This is a genomic window from Brevibacillus choshinensis (assembly GCF_001420695.1).
Lineage (GTDB): Bacteria > Bacillota > Bacilli > Brevibacillales > Brevibacillaceae > Brevibacillus > Brevibacillus choshinensis.
The window spans coordinates 786,895-808,140 of the sequence record NZ_LJJB01000013.1 but is presented as its reverse complement, the minus strand read 5'-3'; the positions used below and the strand labels follow the sequence as shown (position 1 = coordinate 808,140).

At 47.8% G+C, this 21,246-nt stretch carries 19 protein-coding genes and 1 other annotated feature; of the genes, 2 read left to right on the top strand and 17 right to left on the bottom strand.

Annotated elements, in window-relative coordinates:
* Window positions 1-6: 6 nt before the first annotated feature.
* Window positions 7-263: a binding site (T-box leader), on the bottom strand.
* Window positions 264-472: 209 nt separating this feature from the next.
* From glnA to infC, 8 genes are all read right to left on the bottom strand, one after another.
* Window positions 473-1,807, bottom strand: coding sequence for a type I glutamate--ammonia ligase (gene glnA / locus AN963_RS24110; RefSeq protein WP_055747080.1), 1,335 nt, complete (start codon window positions 1,805-1,807; stop codon window positions 473-475).
* 34 nt (window positions 1,808-1,841) lie between these two features.
* Entirely contained in the window at window positions 1,842-2,252 is a 411-nt protein-coding gene (locus tag AN963_RS24105; RefSeq protein WP_055747079.1) for a MerR family transcriptional regulator, read from the bottom strand.
* Window positions 2,253-2,412: 160 nt separating this feature from the next.
* Entirely contained in the window at window positions 2,413-3,693 is a 1,281-nt protein-coding gene (locus AN963_RS24100; RefSeq protein ID WP_055747078.1) for a methionine gamma-lyase family protein, read from the bottom strand.
* An 8-nt stretch (window positions 3,694-3,701) separates the two neighbouring features.
* Window positions 3,702-4,994: a GTPase HflX gene (gene hflX, locus AN963_RS24095; RefSeq protein ID WP_055747077.1), complete on the bottom strand. Its 1,293-nt coding sequence runs from the start codon at window positions 4,992-4,994 to the stop codon at window positions 3,702-3,704.
* Window positions 4,995-5,158: 164 nt separating this feature from the next.
* Complete coding sequence (locus AN963_RS24090) at window positions 5,159-5,347, bottom strand: alpha/beta-type small acid-soluble spore protein (protein ID WP_055747076.1); 189 nt, start codon at window positions 5,345-5,347, stop codon at window positions 5,159-5,161.
* Window positions 5,348-5,436: 89 nt separating this feature from the next.
* Window positions 5,437-6,378, bottom strand: a complete 942-nt coding sequence (locus AN963_RS24085; protein WP_055747852.1) for an AAA family ATPase — start codon at window positions 6,376-6,378, stop codon at window positions 5,437-5,439.
* Between the two features lie 145 nt (window positions 6,379-6,523).
* A complete protein-coding gene (locus AN963_RS24080; protein WP_055747075.1) occupies window positions 6,524-7,288 on the bottom strand; it encodes a DUF4184 family protein in 765 nt (254 codons plus the stop codon).
* Window positions 7,289-7,403: 115 nt separating this feature from the next.
* Entirely contained in the window at window positions 7,404-7,889 is a 486-nt protein-coding gene (gene infC, locus AN963_RS24075; protein ID WP_055747851.1) for a translation initiation factor IF-3, read from the bottom strand.
* Between the two features lie 166 nt (window positions 7,890-8,055).
* Between infC and AN963_RS24070 the strand changes: the two genes are divergently transcribed.
* Together AN963_RS24070 and AN963_RS24065 are read left to right on the top strand one after the other, a co-directional pair.
* Window positions 8,056-8,505 carry a MarR family winged helix-turn-helix transcriptional regulator gene (locus AN963_RS24070; protein WP_083497045.1) on the top strand — a complete coding sequence of 150 codons (450 nt, stop codon included), beginning with the start codon at window positions 8,056-8,058 and terminating at the stop codon, window positions 8,503-8,505.
* 68 nt (window positions 8,506-8,573) lie between these two features.
* On the top strand, window positions 8,574-9,797 hold the full coding sequence (locus AN963_RS24065; protein ID WP_055747849.1) for a multidrug effflux MFS transporter: 1,224 nt from the start codon (window positions 8,574-8,576) through the stop codon (window positions 9,795-9,797).
* Between the two features lie 127 nt (window positions 9,798-9,924).
* Here the strand turns inward: AN963_RS24065 and hfq are convergent, their stop codons facing one another.
* From hfq to miaB, 9 genes are all read right to left on the bottom strand, one after another.
* Window positions 9,925-10,164 carry an RNA chaperone Hfq gene (gene hfq, locus AN963_RS24060; protein ID WP_007719110.1) on the bottom strand — a complete coding sequence of 80 codons (240 nt, stop codon included), beginning with the start codon at window positions 10,162-10,164 and terminating at the stop codon, window positions 9,925-9,927.
* A 29-nt stretch (window positions 10,165-10,193) separates the two neighbouring features.
* The gene (miaA, locus tag AN963_RS24055; protein ID WP_055747074.1) at window positions 10,194-11,153 is read right to left on the bottom strand and encodes a tRNA (adenosine(37)-N6)-dimethylallyltransferase MiaA; all 960 of its coding nucleotides are present in this window, start codon (window positions 11,151-11,153) and stop codon (window positions 10,194-10,196) included.
* On the bottom strand, window positions 11,150-11,935 hold the full coding sequence (locus AN963_RS24050) for a class I SAM-dependent methyltransferase (protein WP_055747073.1): 786 nt from the start codon (window positions 11,933-11,935) through the stop codon (window positions 11,150-11,152). The genes miaA and AN963_RS24050 overlap by 4 nt, the downstream gene beginning before the upstream one ends.
* Before the next feature lie 159 nt (window positions 11,936-12,094).
* A complete protein-coding gene (mutL, locus tag AN963_RS24045) occupies window positions 12,095-14,146 on the bottom strand; it encodes a DNA mismatch repair endonuclease MutL (RefSeq protein WP_055747072.1) in 2,052 nt (683 codons plus the stop codon).
* Window positions 14,147-14,170: 24 nt separating this feature from the next.
* Complete coding sequence (mutS, locus tag AN963_RS24040) at window positions 14,171-16,750, bottom strand: DNA mismatch repair protein MutS (protein WP_055747071.1); 2,580 nt, start codon at window positions 16,748-16,750, stop codon at window positions 14,171-14,173.
* A gap of 78 nt (window positions 16,751-16,828) precedes the next feature.
* Window positions 16,829-18,097 carry a putative amidoligase domain-containing protein gene (locus AN963_RS24035; RefSeq protein WP_055747070.1) on the bottom strand — a complete coding sequence of 423 codons (1,269 nt, stop codon included), beginning with the start codon at window positions 18,095-18,097 and terminating at the stop codon, window positions 16,829-16,831.
* Window positions 18,098-18,223: 126 nt separating this feature from the next.
* Window positions 18,224-18,784: an outer spore coat protein CotE gene (gene cotE, locus AN963_RS24030; protein ID WP_055747069.1), complete on the bottom strand. Its 561-nt coding sequence runs from the start codon at window positions 18,782-18,784 to the stop codon at window positions 18,224-18,226.
* Window positions 18,785-18,918: 134 nt separating this feature from the next.
* A complete protein-coding gene (locus AN963_RS24025) occupies window positions 18,919-19,362 on the bottom strand; it encodes a RicAFT regulatory complex protein RicA family protein (protein WP_055747068.1) in 444 nt (147 codons plus the stop codon).
* A gap of 4 nt (window positions 19,363-19,366) precedes the next feature.
* Complete coding sequence (gene miaB / locus AN963_RS24020; RefSeq protein ID WP_055747067.1) at window positions 19,367-20,878, bottom strand: tRNA (N6-isopentenyl adenosine(37)-C2)-methylthiotransferase MiaB; 1,512 nt, start codon at window positions 20,876-20,878, stop codon at window positions 19,367-19,369.
* Between the last annotated feature and the right edge of the window lie 368 nt (window positions 20,879-21,246).

Sequence of the window (21,246 nt, the reverse complement as noted above, 5' to 3'; positions counted from 1 at the left end):
CGCCCCCTAAGGGACGAGATTTCATCTCGCGATACCACCCTTGTTCCGAAAAGATCATATCCTTCATGACTTTTCAGCACTCTACTACGTACCATCATACGCGTCCCTTGTAACGGCGGGATCCCGGGGCAGCTTACTTACGTCTCTTCAGCTTTCCTTCTCGGAGAGGATTTTCGGCTAAGTCTTGAACGTTGGCTTTCAGCACGAGGCCAACTCTCTGGGGAACAAGGTAATAGCGTACTCTTTCTCGTCAATGAATTTGGTAAGGTCATTTGGTTATATCAGTTTTACACCACTTTCAATTAAATGTCAAATACGGTCCTGGCTTTGCCTTTTCGTTCGTGACCAATGGCTTCAGCAGGATCATATGAGGCTACATCGTTTTCATACGTACAAATCTTTCTTTGAAAAGACCATGGAAATTAGGCAAAGAAAAACCCCTCGCACCTAGAGGCACAAGGGGTTTCGCTAATTAATAAGTGCTCATGTACTGCTCGCGCTCCCAAGCGTGAACGCGTGTGCGGAACATATCCCACTCGATTTCTTTTGCTTCGATGAAGTGAACCAGAGCGTGCTCACCCAGAGCTTCGCAGATAACTGGGTCAGATTTCAGGCACTCGATCGCTTCCTTCAAAGAAGCAGGCAGGTTTTCAATCCCGTTTGCTTCGCGATCTTCCTCGGACATCACGTAAATATTGCGGTCAATTGCAGGTGGTACGGTCACTTTGTTCTTGATACCGTCCAAGCCAGCTTTTAGCATAACAGCAAGGGCCAGATATGGGTTTGTTGAAGGATCTGGGCTGCGAACTTCGATACGAGTACCCATTCCTCTAGAAGCAGGGATACGAATCAGAGGAGAACGGTTTTTACCAGACCATGCAACGTAGCATGGAGCTTCGTATCCTGGAACCAAACGTTTGTAGGAGTTTACCAACGGGTTCGTAATTGCAGTAAAACCACGTGCATGCTGCAAAATACCCGCCAGATAATACTTAGCTGTTTGACTCAGACCCATTTCGTCTGTCTCATCATAGAAGGCATTTTCTTTTCCACGGAACAGCGATTGGTTCGCATGCATACCAGAACCAGCTACACCATAAAGAGGTTTTGGCATGAATGTCGCATGCAGACCATGTTTTTGAGCAATCGTTTTTACTACTAGCTTGAAAGTCAAAATTTGGTCAGCAGCTTGCAACGCGTTTGCATATTTAAAGTCGATCTCGTGTTGACCTGGAGCTACCTCGTGGTGAGAAGCTTCCACTTCAAAGCCCATCTTTTCCAGAGTCAGCACGATATCACGGCGACAGTTTTCACCGAGGTCGAGTGGAGCGAAGTCGAAGTATCCGCCTTGGTCATTCAGATCAAGAGTAGGCTCGCCTTTTTCGTCCAGTTTGAACAGGAAGAACTCAGGTTCTGGACCTACGTTAAATGCTGTGAAGCCCATATCTTCTGCTTCTTTCAGAGCACGCTTCAGAATATAACGTGGGTCACCTTCAAATGGAGAGCCATCCGGATTGTGGATATCACAGATCAGACGTGCAATTTTGCCATGCTCGTTACCCCAAGGGAATACTACCCATGTATCCAAATCTGGAACCAGGTACATGTCAGATTCCTCGATACGAACGAATCCTTCGATGGAAGATCCATCAAACATCATTTTGCCATCGAGTGCCTTAGTCAGTTGGGACAAAGGGATTTCTACGTTTTTAATAATCCCCATCAGGTCAGTAAACTGCAACCGGATGTACCTTACGTCCTCTTCTTGGGCCAAACGCATAATGTCTTCTCTCGTAAACTTGCTCACATTTCTCTCCTCCTGTCTCTGTATACCCTTTATATCAGTGGAAGAAGCGGGAAAGCTCTCCACGTATCAATGCATTCTCGCCATTACGAGAAGCATTGTGATACATAATCTGTTGTCTGAGGAGCTGGTGTAACTCCTTGTCGGTCATATCCTTGCGTTTTGCCTCAGAAGTAGTGGAAATCTCAGTCTGTTCCGCTGCAGGTTCTTGCATTTGCAAGACTTGCTTGATTCCCGCAATGTTAAGTCCCTTTTCAATCAGGGCTTTAATTTCCAACAGGCAATCTACATCGTTGAAGGAAAAGAGGCGCTGTTTCCCTTCGGTGCGGGCTGGGTGTATAAGCTCGTTTTGTTCATAGTAGCGAATTTGCCTCGCAGTAAGATCCGTCAGCTTCATGACGATTCCAATGGGAAAGAGGGCCATATTCCGGCGAATGTCATCACTCATGACTTGTCCCTCCTCAATTGTTTTCCTTATGCTTTTATTGTATGCAACATCACAAACCCTGTCAACAGATGTTAGAAAAGATTACGTAACAAGTTATGACAATTAAAAAAACAGCGGGACGCCACTTGACAAACATGACGTATCGCTGTTTTCCATTTCATCATTCAGACACAGGAATATCAAGCAAATCCTTTTCCAGTAATCCATTCAGTGCCGTCAATATCCCGACTTTCACATGGGAGTATGTCAGGCCGCCTTGAACGAAGCCAAGGTAAGGCGGGCGAATAGGACCATCCGCAGAAAACTCGATGCTTGCCCCTTGAATGAACGTTCCCGCTGCCATAATCACTGGATCCGCATACCCTGGCATTTCACTCGGGTAGGGTGTTACATGCGAATCAACAGGTGCTGCTTTTTGTATCCCTTGGCAAAACGCGATAAGACGCTCAGCAGATCCAAACTCTACGGATTGAATCAAGTCTGTGCGAGGCTCATGCCAAAGTGGGTTCGTTTTGAACCCGAGTCGTTCCAGGATCGCAGAAGAAAACACCGCACCTTTCAGTGCCTCCCCTACAACGTGAGGAGCTAGGAAAAAGCCTTGGAACATTTCCAACAAAGAATACAGTGATGCTCCACCCTCTGCTCCTATCCCTGGTGCTGCCATCCTGTAAGAGGCCAGTTGCACGAGGTCCTGTCGACCGACGATGTATCCCCCGGTTTTGACTAAGCCACCACCGGGATTTTTGATAAGCGATCCTGCCATGATGTCGGCCCCTACATGCAAAGGCTCCTGCTCTTCGGTAAACTCTCCGTAGCAGTTATCAACGAACACGATTACATCTGGCTTCATTTCTTTGACGAGTCGGATCATCTCTTGAATCTTGGCGATCGTAAAGGAAGGGCGATCTGCATACCCACGTGAGCGCTGGATGCCAATTACTTTTGTCTTAGGAGTGATGGCTCCCGCAACCGCAATGAAGTCGATTTCACCCTCAGGTGTCAGTGGGACGTAGCTGTAGCCAATCCCGTAATCTTTGAGCGAGCCTTGCCCTTCTCCTCGTACACCAACGACTTCTTCCAACGTGTCGTAAGGTTTACCAGTGATATAAAGCAAATCATCACCTGGACGCAATACCCCAAACAAGGAAATCGCAATGGCATGTGTGCCCGAGATGATATGCGGTCGTACTAGCGCCGCTTCTCCCCCGAATACTTCTGCGTAAATGGATTCCAATGTGGAACGACCGGAATCGTCGTAGCCGTACCCAGTCGATGGAGAGAAATGAAATTCATTGACTTCATGCTTTTGAAACGAGCGCAGCACCTTTAATTGATTAGTATCGACGAGCGCCGCGACCTGTCTGTGTCTTTCTGAAATCGTCGCTTCTACTTCTAAGACGAGAGGACGAAGCTTCTCGCCATGGGAAAAATATTGAAACATCAGCTATCTTACCAACTCTCTTCGACAGTCTCTGGTTTGTCCAGGAGGAAAGGGGCAATCCGTCCATAAATCGGGTTATCCCGATTCACGCGTACCGTGACACGATAGGACTCTTCTTCTTCATCAAAATGTTGCTCCATCTCGACTCCTTCCCGATGCAAAAGCGACAGGATATCTCCGCGCTCTACAGGCACCTTTAGGGTCATTTGGTTAAAAGTCGCAAGCGCATATGATTCAATCCGCTTTAACAAACGTTTCAAATCATCTTCTCGCATCGCAGAAATCAAGATCCACTCGTCTGCGGGAGGCAAATACGTACCTTCAGCCATGGCATCTGCCTTGTTAAAAACAACGAGCTGGGGAATGTCTTCCGCTTTTAATTCGCGCAAAATCCGATCGACTACTTGGATATGAATCTGCAAGTCAGGATGATGACTGTCGACTACGTGCAAAATCAGGTCAGCTTCCTTAACCCCTTCCAGTGTAGAACGGAACGCAGCTACTAGGCTTGTTGGCAAATCTTGAATAAATCCAACCGTATCCGTGAGTAGTACCTCCATCCCGCTTGGAAGGGAAAGCTGACGTGTCGTCGGATCGAGAGTCGCGAAAAGCTTATCTTCCTGCAGGGTGTTGGCATTCGTCAACTGATTGAGAATCGTGGACTTGCCTGCGTTGGTGTAACCGACCAGCGCAACTTGAAAGACATTGTTTTTCTTCCGTCTTTCCCGATGGAGTTGACGGGTCCGAACGGTATCGGTCAGTTGCTGTTTGAGCTCCGTAATCCTTCTGCGAATATGACGGCGATCGCTCTCCAGCTTGGATTCACCAGGACCTCTCGTACCAATCCCACCACCCAGGCGAGAAAGCTGTTTGCCTTGCCCTGCCAGACGAGGGAGTAAATAGTTGTACTGAGCCAGCTCTACCTGAATCTTCCCCTCGCGAGACTGAGCACGACCTGCGAAAATATCGAGAATAAGCTGGGTCCGGTCAATGACTTTGCAATCAAAAATACGATCCAGATTACGAGTCTGACTCGGAGAAAGTTCATCGTTAAAGATCACGACATCCACATCCAGCTCTTCAGCACGTTGCGCGAGCTCATCGATTTTACCGGTGCCTAAATACCAGGCCGGGTCAATCCGTTCACGGTTTTGCGTGATCACATCTAACACTTCCACGCCGGCCGTATCCGCGAGCTCTTGTAGCTCCTCAAGTGACAGACGCATGCGTTCTTCATCACGGTTATCTAAAAGGCAACCAACCAAGATGGCGGTCTCTTTGGTTTTAATCAGATCGTTCACCGATTCACGCCCTTTCTTCCCCTATCATACCACAATTTCCCCTTATTCGTTACGGCGTACCCCTGACAAAATGCGCTGTCCTTCAGGCATGATGTCCACATACCAAAAATACCCCCAATGAATAAATCAAAGGGGGTATTAATTGTCGTGACATTTAACGCTCATTAGACTTGAGTAAGTTGCTTCTCCGCAAATTGTACCAATTGCTTCGTCATTTCGCCGCCTACAGAGCCGTTCTGACGCGATGTGGTTTCTCCCCCAAGTGCTACCCCAAATCCATTGGCAATATCGTTCTTCAGCTGGTTTAGAACCGCATTAGCCTGTTCATTGATGAGACGATTTGATCGTGCCATGATATTCACCTCTTGGAAATTTATTTGACGTTAGTATTTGCATCACAGCCAATATTAGTCATCTGGCATCATATTAAAAAACCAGAAGACTAAATAGAGAAGTCTTCTGGTTTAAGCTTTACTAAATCATCTCGTCCAAACTCGTTTGCCTTGATTAATCTAACGGCCTGAACTCTAATTGCCTTTTCAATACAATTCCTGATAAACCTCGCATTACTGAAATTCATCTGGAAAGGGTCACTTACAATTCCTGAGACGGTTCTCTTTATTTTTTCTAGTCCATCTTTTGTAATTTCAAAATCTTTATTCCGTGCCATGATATTTGCAATTTCCAATAATTCATCGACACTGTAGTCGTCAAACGTAATGTGAACGGGGAAACGAGAAGGAAGGCCTGGGTTTAGATCCAGGAAATTCTCCATTTCTTCATTGTAACCGGCAATAATACAGATGAAGTCTTTGTTTGAGTCCTCAAGTGCTTTGGTTAAACAATCTACTGCCTCTTTGCCGAAATCTTTTTCGCCGCCCCGAGCCAATGAGTACGCCTCATCGATAAACAAGATGCCCCCCAGCGCTTTCTTGACCAGATCACGCGTTTTTTGTGCCGTATGCCCGATGAATTCTCCTACCAAATCCGCACGTTCGACTTCTATTAAGTGTCCTTTACTCAATATACCCATCTCACGGAACATTTTACCAAATAAACGGGCAACCGTCGTTTTGCCGGTGCCCGGATTCCCTTTGAATACCATGTGAAATACTTGCTTTTCCTGCTTTAGATGATGTTTTTCCCGCTCTTTGTTGATTTTGAGTAATGCATAGATCTCATAAATCGTTTTCTTTGCTTCTTGTAATCCTACAAGCCCTTCCAATTCATCAAATAATGACAACAATTCCGAGGGTGCTGTTGCACTAATACTTGCTGCCAATGTATTTGCTGGCTTTTTGGGGAGCTCACGCTTGAATACTACTTGAATACGATTGGTTGAACTCGGAATTCCACTTGACTCAACTAAAATATTGCTCTCCATTGGCTTCAAGCTTATCACCCACCTGTCATTCAAAAATGAGTGTTGGTAGTATGGTCTGTGAAATACCACCTGTTCGACGGTTTCACACGAGATCACCTAATTCTTCGTCATACATTAGTATACTCACGAACAAGGTAAACCTGCCCTATTTTTTCAACGTGAACCTGTCTACAAACCATGAGAGAACGATCAAGGTGATCATGCACCCTGACAAGAAAGGAACGATTCCGGACAAGAGGTGTGTCAGGGACAGAGATCCTTTCGTAGCTAAAAGATGAAGGCAAGCAACTGCTACTCCCCCAGTAGCTATTCCAAGCCAGTACAGCCATTTCAACCACGCAGGTACTACCCTTTTTACAGTTGAAGTGGGGATTCCCTTCCCACACCTCCAGATTACAAAAGCAATGGCGGCAAAACCAACACATGTGCTCCCATGCTGTAGCACCTTGTACACCGGCAGATCTATTCCCCCCAATGAGAGATGCTGCGTAAGAAATGGTAACCGTGCAACAGCAAAAGCCCCTTTATGCGTAAAGGCATCCCAAACAAGATGACTGATGATGCCAAGCAAAGCAGAGTACAAAAAGATCACTGAGGACCGCCATGATCGAAGCGCATCCGTAGATTGTCGCGTTCCGTCTAGGTGAAAGCTTTTGCCTATAAATGCTGGTAATGAGTGGAGCAACGGTCTTTTCACTACATGGGTATACAACAACCACAGCATAATCACTAGCGGTATATCAAAATAAAACACCCCTACGATGGTATGACTGTATGTACTATAAGCCTGCATTCGAAAGAAGTATTCATAATCGGGCGCCATGCTGCCTATGAGTAAGGCAGGAAAATGAAAGTAGTGATGCTGGCGAAGTGGCAGAACGATGGCTGGGTGCGCAAAGGTAAATGGCAATGAATGCCCTCCTTTCTTCTCTCGTTATGACGCCCATTCTAACGAAAAAGATACAGCTCCAAAAAGAAAGCACCCAACTTAAAAGACATGGCCTTTGTTAGGTGCTGGTACGTCATTAATGGGGTAGCATCACAGCGATCACTTGTTTTCCGCTGACTTGAATGCCCTTGTCTTGCTTTCCACAGTGAGTCAGTTCACGGATCAGCTGCTCGACCAGCTTCTTTGCCTCCTGGCTTTCTTTTTTCTCTAGTCGAACCGTTAGTTGTACGGCATCGCCGGAAGTAAGAATTCGCTCAGCCTGACCTTTCTTTGTATCGTAATCATGGTCTTCGATATAGGCGCTCAAACGGATTTCCTTTAGCTTGGGCCCCTTTTCAACTTTTCGATTTTTTGCGCTTTCTTTGATCACTTGTTGTTTGAAATCAGTACGACTGACTAGCTGGCACGGCGGTGGACTGCTGGCAAGAGACTGGCATACCAGGTCAACTTGCAACTCCTTTGCTATTTTAAGCGCTTCTTTTGTAGACATGATTCCTAGATCTTCTCCGTTTACTCCTGTCAGCAGTACTTCAGAAGCTTTAATTTTTTCATTCATGATGATCATTTCGTTTATCCGATCCTTCCTAACATTCTCTATAATGTTGATTGTACCATAACCATCCTTATTCCTCGTCTGTCCTTTCTTATGCTCATAGAAGTATTGACACCCGAATGAGAATCGTTTACATTACGCTTAGTTAGCCAGCTAAGTAACTGGAGGAATCGTCTTGGATTTTGACTACGTGAATGCCTTGACTCATATTATGGGTCACGTAATGAAGCTCCATCGGCATAATCTTGATTTGCTCATTCAAAAGTACGATGTACACCCTGGCCAACCTCCACTGCTCCTGCGTCTTTATCGTCACGGGGGGTTGATGCAAAAAGAGCTCGCTCGTAGCATGAATGTAAAGCCAGCTACCCTGACAGTCATGATCAATCGGATGGAAAAATCAGGTCTTGTCACACGTACACCCGATCCGAACGATCAGCGGATATCTAGAGTGTATTTAACGGAAAAGGGTAAAGTGGCAACCTTGGCCGTGAAAGAAGCCTTACAGCTCTTGGAGACCAGGTGTTTTGAGCATTTTACGGACGAGGAAACCACCCTGCTTCGAGGTATGCTCACGCGCCTACACACGGATATGGAGACGTTCAACCGCGAGTATAGCAGCTAGGCATGCGTTTTTTGTGGCATCGGTATCTACTAATGCCAACTATCATAAAGAAAGGTTTGAACATCTCTTTGAACAATCTCGCAAAAGAATTGGAAACCCCAAAATCTTCCGTAAGTAGATCGCGCCGCCTGTGGATGGCAGTCATTCTCGGCTCGCTATCTGCTTTCGGACCGTTGTCCCTAGATATGTATCTACCTGCGTTACCCATGCTTGAAACGGATCTGCAAACAACGACCTCGATGGCACAGATGAGTCTGACAGCCTGTCTCGTTGGGCTTTCTGTCGGGCAACTGTTCGCAGGACCGCTCAGTGACGTTCAAGGTCGTCGCAAGCCGCTATTAATCGGACTGATCTTTTATGCGCTTGCTTCCTTTTTATGTGCAGTAGCCCCTTCCATTTGGACGTTTCTCCTTCTACGTCTGGTGCAGGGTATGGCTGGCTCCGCGGGGATCGTAATTGCTCGCGCTACAGTTCGTGATCTGTATTCAGGTACCGAATTGACCAAGTTTTTTGCTCTGCTCATGCTGATTAACGGGATCGCTCCGATTGCAGCTCCCATTGTTGGTGGTCAGCTGCTACAGGTAACTTCGTGGCATGGAGTCTTTTTTGCACTGGGGCTCATTGGGGTCGTTATGTTCTTCACGGTGATGTTCGGATTGCCAGAAACACTGCCTGCGCGGATGCGCTCCAAGGGCGGTTTAGGGAATACGCTGAAGACGTTTAGCGGTTTAATAAAGGATCGTACCTTTATGGGCTATGCATTGTCCCAGGGACTCGTGACCGCTGCTATGTTTGCCTATATCTCCGGCTCTCCCTTTGTACTACAAGAGATTTTTGGCGTCTCTCCACAAATGTTTAGCGTGATCTTTGCAGTCAACGGGCTGGGCATTATTATTGCGAGTCAGATTACTGGGAAGCTGGCTGGAAACGTCAAAGAAACCAAGCTGTTCGTCACCGGAATTAGCATTGCGGCTATTGGCGGAATTACCTTGTTGACCATGATCCTTCTCGATACCGGTCTGTTCGCTGTGCTGGTTCCCCTCTTCTTCGTGGTCTCTAGTGTAGGTATCGTGGGTGCCACCGGCTTCTCGTTGGCGATGGCAAATCAGAGCAAAGCTGCAGGTAGCGCCTCTGCACTCCAAGGGCTCATTTCCTTTATTGGTGGTGGTATCGTGGCGCCACTGGTAGGGATCGGCGGCAGCAGCACAGCCGTACCGATGGGTGTTGTAATGGCTGTTGCTACCGTTCTGTCCACACTCTGCTATTTATTCATGATCCGCCGAAAATCCTGAGCTTCCTCAAACATTTGAAACGTACAAACGGGCAAAGGATACGCGTTTTCGCATCCTCGCCCGTTTCTTTCTTTCAAAGAAAAAAGCCCGGATTGATCATATCCAGGCTTTCAGTAAAGAAGTTTTGTTACTGTTGGTTGTTCTCTTGAGACATCAGAGATACCGGGCGTTGCGGGGTAAACGTGGAAATCGCATGCTTGTATACCAGTTGTTGTTTGCCTTCGCTATCAATCACAATCGTGAAATTATCGAATGCTTTAATGTAGCCACGCAATTGAAATCCGTTCACCAGGTAAATGGTGACCGCGATGTTTTCTTTCCGCAAATGATTCAAGAACGTATCTTGAATATTGATCGTCTGTTTCATGTACATTACCCCCTAAAAGGACTTGTATGTTATATATTCGGCAATTGTTGAAACTTTCCTGCCAATATCTGCTTGATAGTTTGCACGTTGTTTGGCTGCTCTACCGGGTCAGTCATGTCAAACCACTGTATTTGTGGCATACGACGAAACCAGGAAAGCTGGCGCTTTGCAAAATGTCGAGTCCGCTGCTTGATGTCATTGACCGCTTTTTCCAATGTAACCTCTCCATACAGATACGGGATCACTTCTTTATATCCCAGCCCCTGCATGGACACCAGAGTTGCATCGTATCCACGATCTAAAAGACTTCTCACTTCCTCAATCAGTCCTGCCTCAATCATCAGATCGACCCGATGGTTAATACGTTGGTATAGTTTTTCCCGATCCATCGTAAGACCGATGATGACTAAATCATACGGAGAATACTGAGCCCGCAGCTGAAAGTCGGACATTTTGTACCCGCTACACTCATAAATCTCGAGAGCGCGAATGACCCGCTTTACATCATTCGGGTGCAGTCGTTCAGCCGTAACCGGATCGACATCTGCTAGTCTGGAATGGAGTGCTTCCACTCCTTCGGTGTCAGCCAGACGTTGCAGTTGATCACGCAGTTCTGGATCTTGAGACGTCTGTGAGAATTGAAAGCGATGGGTTACCGATTCTATGTAGAGACCCGTTCCACCCACAATAAATGGCAAATGCCCTCGCTGATTAATCTCAGTAATCAGTCTTGTGGCGCTATCCTGAAATTGGGCGACAGAATATTCGTCACTCGGTGAAATAATATCGATTAAATGATGTGGCACGCGTGCCAATTCTTCTGGCGCAGCCTTTGCCGTACCGATATTCATTTCGCGATAGACCTGCATGGAGTCACCGGAAATGATTTCTCCATCAAACTGTTCGGCCAGCTCCAGACTGAGATCCGTTTTGCCTACGGCTGTCGGGCCAATAATGACAACAAGCTTTTCTCTCTTGTGCAAGGTCACTCCCCTCCACTTATCTCTTTGTAGCTGTACACGACCTGTTGGCCGCGAGAGCGAAATGGGGTAAAGCCAAACCGCTCATACATGCGACCTGTCTTTCCTTCCTTTAGCACCACTCTTTTTTTGGCTACACGAAGTGCTTCAGATACTGCTTCCTCATGCAACGCTTCCGGATTCGCATATTCGCGGACTCCTGCGATTCCTGTCGAGCTCTGAACGGTCATTTCAAACATCGGATCGAAATAAACGATGTCAAAAGAACGATCATACATTCCCTTCAGAACATCCAGATGGTTCCCACAGCGAACCTCAATGCGCCTCATGGCCTGTTCCAGAGCGAGATCGTCGGAAGACCAATGCTGAAATCCATCTTCTACCAAGATAGCCAACACTTCCTCAGACTCAATCCCTAGTACGTGTCCAGCTTCACCCGTAGCATGGGCAAACACGATCGAGTCAGCACCTAGACCCATAGTCGCATCTAAGACGCGATCCCCTGGTTGAATTTGGCAGGCAACAAGCATAGTATCAGTATCGCCTCGCACTAGCCTCTTTATACGAAAAGCAGAAGTGTTCGGATGAAAAAAGAACGGCTTTTTCCCCGGAACATCAAGACGAGCACCCAGCGCTGATACAACCAATACTTCTTCATCGCCATGCCGACTCCGCATTTCTTTTAAAGACAGATCGCCCCGCTTGACGACATCCAAACCAAATCGCTTAGCCAATTCAGTTGCGTGGTACAAGGTATCCATACAGGGCTCAAGTCCGGTAGTTATGATCATGTGTCCGTTCCTTCCCTCGTGTGTTCGTCCCAGGTGGACGGAAACTCTTTTATTGTACGCAGGATTAATTTGGAGAGTCAAACAATTCTTTTTGAAAACTGTTTTCTCTCACGTTTAAAAAAATCCTCAGGAATGACCCTGAGGATTTTCGCTTTGTGTTTACATGACTCGTTTAAACATCTTTTCCAAATCGTACCCGGAGAAATGAATGACGATCGGTCTGCCGTGAGGACAAGTGAAAGGGCTGCTCGTTGTACGCAACTGGTTCAAGAGGCTTTCCATCTCTGCATGCGTCAAATAACGGTTGGCTTTAATGGATGCTTTGCATGACATGAGGATCGCCGCTTTTTCCCGCATTTGTACCACATTCGCCTGCATGCTTTCACCCGTTTCCAGGACGAACTGGATCAATTCCTCGATCACTTCGATCTCAGCGCCTTCCGGGAACCAGTGAGGATGTGCGCGCACGATGAATGTCCGCCCTCCAAAAGACTCAATTTCCAACCCGAAGGACTGAAGCAAAGGGAGTCTTTTTTCCAGCTTGCTCGCCTCTTGCATCGTCACCTCTACCGTATGGGGAAACAGCATCATTTGGCTGGATATGCCTTCATCTGCCAGCTTGGCCATGAAATACTCGTAAAAGATCCGTTCCTGAGCAGCATGCTGATCAATGAGATACATCCCCGCATCATTTTGAGCAACGATGTAAGTACCGTGTACTTGTCCCACCGGATACAACAGAGGGACTGCCGATTGATCGTCTGCTTCTACTATGTCGGTCGGTTGTTCCACACTTCCTGCTTCCTCCACTATCTCAGTCAAGGCAGGTTCGATAGTTGAAGCTGCTTCTGAAGCCACAAGATCCTGGAGCCCTACATCACTTTCGGCCGTAATACCCAATGTGGATGTCTGTATTGGTTCGGATGGACTCCTTTCCATCCTTTTTTCCCACATCGAGTCCTGAACTATTTTTTGTTCTGCATTTTCATAGCGAGCAAGCGACTCCTTGATTGTGGCCGTCTCCCTCTGAGAAGGAAGTGATTCCGTCGGTTGTTCTCGTTTCGTTTCTTGTTTGGACATCCACTCTTGTAAGCGTGGGCTAGCTTCCAAAGTAGGAGACAGCGAGACAGATGGCTTCGGTAGCTGCAAGTCAAATTGGGGCTGGACAACCTGTGTCATTACCTTCGCTTTTGGCGTCGTCACCATTGGTCGCACTATCCCAAGACCTTGCCGCAACGTATCTTTTACCGATTGCTCGATCGCACTGCAGAGCTCATCTTCTTTGCTAAAGCGCGCCTCCAGCTTTGCCGGGTGGACGTTGACATCGACAAGAGAAGGATCCATCTCGATCTGAAGCGCAACGATCGGAAACCGGCCAATCGGCAAGAGCGTATGATACCCTCGCATGATCGCATTGTTCAAGGAGTAGCTGCGCACATATCGACCGTTTACGAGCGTGGATAAATACGTGCGATTGGCCCGTGTCACCTCCGTCTTGGAGACAAACCCGCTCCAGCGGAAATCAAGGGTTTCACCGGAAATCGGCAGTAATAGTTTGGCTACTTGGACACCGTATATGGCAGCCATGACATGTAGGAGCTTTCCATCACCTGACGTCTGTAACAAGCTCTTTCCATTATGAGTCAAGGTAAACGAGATCGACGGATGAGTCAGAGCGAGGCGATTGACGTAATCGGAAATGTGCCCGACTTCAGTCGCAATCGATTTCATATATTTCAACCGTGCCGGGGTATTGAAAAACAGACTGCGAACACAAATCTCCGTACCCTTTACGGCTGCCACATCCATCGGCTCGCCAAATTGTCCACCCTCATTCGTCAGCCGAGTACCGATCTGGTTGCTGGAAGGGCTACTCGTAAGCTCCATACGGGAGACAGCAGCGATACTCGGTAGTGCTTCCCCGCGAAACCCAAGCGTGCGAATGCGAAATAAGTCACGTGCAGATTGGATTTTGCTCGTCGCATGGCGTTCAAATGCGAGACGGCAATCCTCCCGATCCATGCCCAGACCGTCATCCACGATGCGAATGAGTTCCAAACCGCCTTCCTCAACATGCACTTCAATGGTGGTTGCTTGCGCATCAATCGCGTTTTCCACCAATTCTTTTACGACGGACGCTGGACGCTCCACCACCTCGCCAGCAGCAATCATGTTCGCGAGATGTTCATCCAGCACTTGAATTTTGCCCATGGGTTCCTCCTCTCTGCCTTTGCTCTACCCTTTTTTCAGCTGTTGTTTCCATGCAAACAGCTTCATCATGGCATCCATTGGTGTAGTTTGATTCAGGTCGAGCTCGCGTAAGTCAGCCATAATCGCTGCTTCCTCGGTGGTGAGGAGTGATTCCGGTTCTTCTTTTACAGCAGCCACTGGAGCTGACCAAAGCATTTCCAACGACATTTGCATATCCGCTGACCCAGATCCTGCACTTCCCGCTTCCAAACCGGCAAGAATATTTCGAGCCCGTTCGATAACCCAAACCGGCATTTCAGCCAATTCAGCCACATGAATGCCGTAGCTCTTATCGGCTCTGCCTTCCTCGATTTTGTGCAGGAACAATAGTTTTCCCTCACGCTCTTCGCACCGGGCATTGACGTTTACTACACCGCTCATCGTCTCTTGCAGACTCGTCAATTCATGATAGTGCGTAGAAAAGAGTGTCTTGGCCCCGATTTTTTGGCAAATGTACTCGATGACCGCTTGTGCAAGCGCCATCCCATCGTACGTAGACGTGCCTCGTCCGATTTCATCCAGCAAAATCAAGCTTTGAGCTGTCGCCTTTTGCAGAGCATGCTTCGTTTCCAACATCTCTACCATGAATGTACTGTGTCCGCCAACCAGGTCATCCGCTGCACCGATCCGGGTGAAAATTTGATCGACGAGTGCCAGCTTTGCAGACTTGGCTGGAACGAAGCACCCTACCTGCGCCATCACGGTAATCAGAGCAATTTGCCGCATGTACGTGCTCTTCCCTGCCATATTCGGACCTGTAATCAGCAGAACCTGCCGATTGTCCTGATCCATACGTGCGTCATTCGCTACGTATTTTTCCCGCTCCAGTACAGCTTCGACCACTGGATGACGGCCATCTACTATCTCATACTCGCCAGACTCCATCAGTTCAGGCCGCACATATCCCCGCTCATCACTCACTGTTGCAAATGATTGTAGAACATCGACCGACGCAATTCGTTCAGCCAGGCCCTGCAAGCGAGGAATGTGCTGCGCCACCTCTGAGCGAACAGCGGAAAACAACTGATATTCCAGCTCGATCATTTTTTCTTCCGCTTCCAAAATCAGCGCTTCACGCTCTTTCAATTCTGGTGTGATATAGCGCTCAGCGTTTGCGAGAGTCTGTTTTCGCTCGTATCGTCCGGTTGGAACGTTGGCGATATTCGACTTGGACACTTCGATGTAGTAGCCAAAGACTTTGTTGAAGCCTACCTTTAACGAACGAATGCCAGTCGCTTCACGCTCACCCTGTTCGAGCTGCGCAATCCACGTCTTTCCATCGCGACTAGCCGAATGAAGCTTGTCCAGGTACTCATCATACCCAGTCCGGATCATGCCGCCTTCCCGAACGGAAATAGGCGGATCATCGACCAAGGCCGTTTGCAAGAAACCGACGATATCTGCGCAATCTTCCATACCAGCCGCGAGATCCTCCAGTACTGGGGATTTCGTCTCAACCAGCAAGCTCTTCAGCTCTGGAACTGCCTCTAGCGAATACCGCAATTGAATGAGGTCTCGTGCGTTCGCATTTCCGTATGAAATACGGCCAGCCAACCGTTCTAAATCGTAGACACGATCCAGGCAGCTACGTACATCAGAACGCAACAGCAGATCTCCTTTCAGTGCTTCGACGGCATCGAGTCTGGCTTGCAGCTCCTGTAAACGAAGTAACGGTCGTTCGATCCATCTGCGTAACAATCGACCACCCATCGCTGTCTCGGTCCTGTCTAACAACCAGAGTAAGGAGCCCTTCTTGGTCTTGTCCCGAATCGTCTCGGTCAACTCTAGGTTTCGCCTCGAAAAACCGTCCATCTGCAAATGCTGTCTGGCATCATACCGTTTGATCAGCCGCATGTGTGCGAGACTACGCTTTTGAGTTGTTCCTATGTATCCGAGGAGGGCGTTGACTGCCGTACGCATGACGACATCCAAATCTTTTGCTTGCTCCTGATAGTGGGTGTCGACGGCGAACGCGTCGATCTCATTTACGTCCAACACAGAAAAGGGAAGGGCTGTTTTCGGAATCGAGGAAAGGCCGCAAAATACCAATTCTTTTGGACGGTATTGCAGCGCTTCTTCAAGCAAGGTTTCGCCTTTTCCTGGGAGAGATGTCACATACATCTCTCCCGTACTCATGTCGCAGGCTGCTATCCCTGTACGACCGTCCAGCTCAGCCACGGCAGCCATGTAGTTATTTTCCTTATCCGTCAACCATTTGCCTTCCATCATCGTGCCTGGCGTAACCACACGAGTCACTTCTCGTCTGACTACCCCTTTTGCTTCCTTCGGGTCTTCCACCTGTTCACAAACCGCGATTTTGTAACCCTTTTTCAGCAACTCCGCAATATAGCCGTCTGCCGCATGATGAGGAACACCGCACATAGGGATTTTTTCATCCCCACCGCCTTCACGCCCCGTTAATGTAATCTCCAGTTCACGGGATGCCAAAACAGCGTCATCAAAAAACAGTTCGTAAAAGTCGCCCAAGCGAAAAAATAAGAAAGTATCCGGATAATCTTTTTTGATCGCCAGATACTGTTGAATCATCGGGGTATATTGAGTCATTGTATTCTTCTCCTAGCCTACCAATCTCGACTGTTATTATAACACGATTCGAACATTTAGTTGAACAAAGTCAGCTGCTCAGACCAGACCCCATATCTTGCGCAAGTCCTCCGAAGCAGGCCAAGGCTCTCGGGAAAGCAAGTAAGTAAAATAACGATCCAAGTGAATACGAGAAAGCACATAGCCCGGAAGTTCTGACAGCTCACTCCAAATTTGCCGTACGTAAGGTGCCAAAACGCCTTTTTCTCCTCGGTAGTACGCTTTTATCAAGGGAAGCTGGAGATGAGGAGTGGCTTGTAGTTGATGCAAAGAGGTGACAACCAATCGAGCAAGATGCAAGAGACCACGAGTCACATCCGGATGGACCAGCCAGCTAGGTAATGTTCGGTATTCAAAGCCGTATTCTTTTTCACGGACATCACCTAAAAAGCCATAGCGCTTTCTCCGAAGGTGGCAACCGGCATCTTCAATCAGAACTAGCGGCAATGCCAAATAAGCATCCAGTTTACGCCGAAGGGAAAAGGTGGGCGTCATTTCTGCAAAATGAATATGTCCCCCTATCGGATACCCAGGAAAAGGCATTCCCCCGGCCAGCCATTCAAGCTTGGGATTGCTTATTTTTTTCGCGGCCAGCTTTAGAGCATCGAACACATGGAAAAAGAGGTCATCTGGATCTTCAGACGGAGCCGGTCGAAGCTCTGCCACTGGATGCTGATGCATGGCGAGCTCTTCTCGATACCTCGTTGTATCACATCCGACTGTACCGTTCACTTTTAAATAATCGGATGCCAGCGCCATTCCCCCGTCAGGCTTTCGCAAGGCGAATTCCGGGTCTGCCCCCATCCGCTCGAGTTCTTGGGTATGCGTGGCGAGTTTTGCTTCCCACCATTGTCTTGCCTTCATGAGATAGTGATCTACGGATTTCATAGGCCAATCCGGATCGACTCGAACGACTTTCGCTCGATGTGCAGAAGCAGCCATGATCGTTACTTGGCCTGCATCAATTCCTGCTGCATAGAGGCTTCGAGCAGCCATGCTTTTCACGAGGTTGACCTCAGGATCTGCAGAAGGGAGACTAACCGGATCAAAAGCAGGGTCTTCCATACGCTGCAGCAACCACTGCGGACTTTCTGTACTGCATACCATTTCCAGAACATGCTCCTGATACAGGCTGATCTTGTAAGTGCGCCAGCCTGGAAGAGAGTTTTTTCCCGAGGTGACTGGTATACCACCGAGGCGAAGCAGCCATCGCCCCACGTCAGGACGCTTCAAATTGTCGACGGCTCCCTTTGCGTTGGCGGTCATCTGTTGCAGCACTTCCACATCCTTTTGATTGCGTGCTAGCATACCATCCACTTCCCCTCGCTGATGATCTTCTGTATCTTATGTAAGCGCCCAGAAAAGAGTGAGAAAGCGTGAGCCAACCTCTTGCCTTCCAAAAAAAGAAAAAAAGAGGAGATGGTTCTCTCCTCTTTAGTCAAGCTCGTCGAGCAATGTGGCTGAATCAAAGTCATCAAATTCGTCGCTGTTCTCTTCGTAGTCGCCAAGAACATGGAAGTCTTTGTCATCGCAACTATTGCAGACAACAACGCACACCTTTGTTTCTCCAATGATTTCGACCGCAAACTCGCTTTCAACCTTGACTGTAATCGTGCCTCCACCACTCAACTCGGCTTTTACACACTTCGGCTGTTCCACGGCTCGAGCAACGATTTCAAGATCGCCTCTGCAGTTTTTATCGAAGAACGTTAGCGGAACGAGTACGGAGAACTTGACAGTTTCCCGCTTGACTTCGGTTTGCGTGTTATTTGCAAACGAGAACCACAGGTTGGCGTCATACGTACCAGATACTTCAACCGCGTCTCCGACTTTCTCTGCCTGGAAGTTCGTGTTTATAATCCAGCATCCGAGGATCGTCGAAGGAGTTTGCGACGGTATGATGGTGTGGGTGGTAGTAGAGAATTTATGGCCTTTACCGCAGACAGCTTTCGCGATGAGTTCCCGGCACTGTAGATCTTTGTCTGTACCCGACATTTCGTTACCTCCTCCATACAACGTTTCTGTACATTTGTATGCAGGGCATTCGGCTAGGGTGCAAACACCCACCTTATTTTAGAGAAAGTCGTTGGAAAGCTCATCGTGACTGCGTTTCGCTGTCTTCAAATGGTTTACGAGCAGCAACCGCCGTCGTGTTTTTTCTCGGGACCGCCACCTGTTTCGCCAGTCAGAGGATTGCCGCCTGTGTCCAAAATGATTCGCTCGGAGACGGTATTCGTGATGACGTTGGTGACCATTTGCAGCAAGTCATTTACGTCGACTTGGGATTGCTTGAACTCGTTCACAATCGGGATCGCATCCAGCTCATCTTGCATCTGATTGAATTCATCTTCCACTTTTTTCAAAAGTTCCGGCTTGTTGATGGACTCGAACATGACCATCTGCTTCTGTTTTTGTTTCAGGGAATCAATCAGTTCTTGCACGCGCTCGTTGTGTTTGATCTGCAGCTCTGCGCGTTTGAAAAAGTCGACTTCATTGGTACGGGAAATCATCGATGCCAGTTCACGAGCTTTGTCTAGAATTTCTTTTTGTGTGAATACATTGGTTTGTTCCATCTCTTTACACCTCGACAGTAGTAACGATGTCACCGTGGAGTGTCCACGTTTTCGCATCTGTTATTTTGACATGCACATATTGGCCAATTAACGCTTTATCTCCTCTGAAGTGAACCAGTTTGTTGGTGCGAGTACGTCCTGCCAATACTTCTGCATTGTTTTTCGACTCGCCTTCCACCAGAACCTCCAGTACTTGATCTTGCAGCTTTTTGTTTTCTTCCAGACCGATTTTCGCCAGGACTTCGTTCAATCGATACAGGCGTGCTTTTTTCACTTCCATCGGTACGTTGTCTTCCATGACGGCCGCCGGCGTACCCTCCCGAGGGGAATAGATGAAGGTATAGGCAAATTCGTAACGGACCTCTTCGACCATAGAGATCGTCTCTTCAAATTGCTCATCCGTTTCACCAGGGAACCCTACGATAATATCGGAGGAGAGGGAAACATTCGGGATCGCCGCTTTAATTTTACGCACGAGCTCCAGATAGTGTTCACGCGTATACTTGCGCGCCATCCGCTTCAGGACATCACTTGATCCCGATTGCACAGGCAAGTGAATTTGCTCCACCAGATTACCGCCCTTTGCCAGCACTTCGATCAAATGATCGTCAAAATCGCGTGGATGGCTTGTAGTGAAGCGGATTCGTGGAATGTCAATCTTGCGGATCTCGTCCAACAAATCACCAAAGCCGTACTGCATGTCTTCGAAGTCTTTGCCGTACGCATTTACATTTTGCCCGAGCAGCATGATTTCTTTAAAGCCTTGTCGTGCCAGATCACGCACTTCAGCAATGACATCTTCGGGACGGCGGCTACGCTCTTTCCCGCGCGTGTACGGTACGATGCAGTACGTACAGAACTTGTCACAGCCATACATGATGTTCACCCAGGCCTTGGTGTTTCCTTCACGGATCTTCGGCATGTTCTCGACAATATCGCCTTCTTTAGACCATACCTCAATTACCATTTCCTTGCTAAACATCGCATCACGCAACAGCTCAGGCAAGCGGTGGATATTGTGTGTGCCGAAGATCAGGTCAACTTGGTTGTAACTCTTCAGGATCTTTTTGACGACCTTTTCTTCTTGCGACATACAGCCGCACACACCGAGAATGAGGTTCGGATTGTTATGCTTCAGTCGCTTCATGTGACCCAGCTCTCCAAATACCTTGTCCTCTGCATTTTCCCGAATCGCACAGGTGTTGAATAGAATGACGTCTGCTTCCTCGATCTCCTCAGACGCTGTGTACCCCATCTGCTCGAGAATACCCGAGATCGTCTCCGAATCATGTTCATTCATCTGGCAGCCATAAGTGCGTACGTGGTAGCGCTTCCCTTTGCCAATATCCCGCATGTCGTCCGAGATGGCAAAGTCGTAATGCACTAAAATATCTTCCTTCCCTCGTTGCTTTGCTTCTTTAAGGGAAGGTGCTTGAAAGTATTTTGCAAAGTCTGCCGTGGTCTTCGGAGACTTAGTGGATTTTAAGTCCACAGTCGCCTCTTTCGTATCCTTCATAATGTATCACCTCAACTAGAATTAATTGTCATAGTCACCAATACAGAATTATAGCATTTTGGGCGATACATCGCTAATGCATAATGAGGCAAAATATGTACAAAACCCAACTTGCTTCACCCCTTCCAATTAATGCTGGCTACGGCAATTCTTCCATATAAAGAATATTTGCCGACGGAACTTTGACAGGTGCCTCCCTTTGTCAGATACCAAAGAACGATAGACGCTTCCTCTCATCGGGATATATATCCTGCTTACCGATCGACTCAGCGCGACCATTTACTCATTTTTTCCAAAAAACATTTTATAACTTGCAACATTCCTCCCCCATCCATCGTCTGAATAACAGCCAGACACAAACCACAATC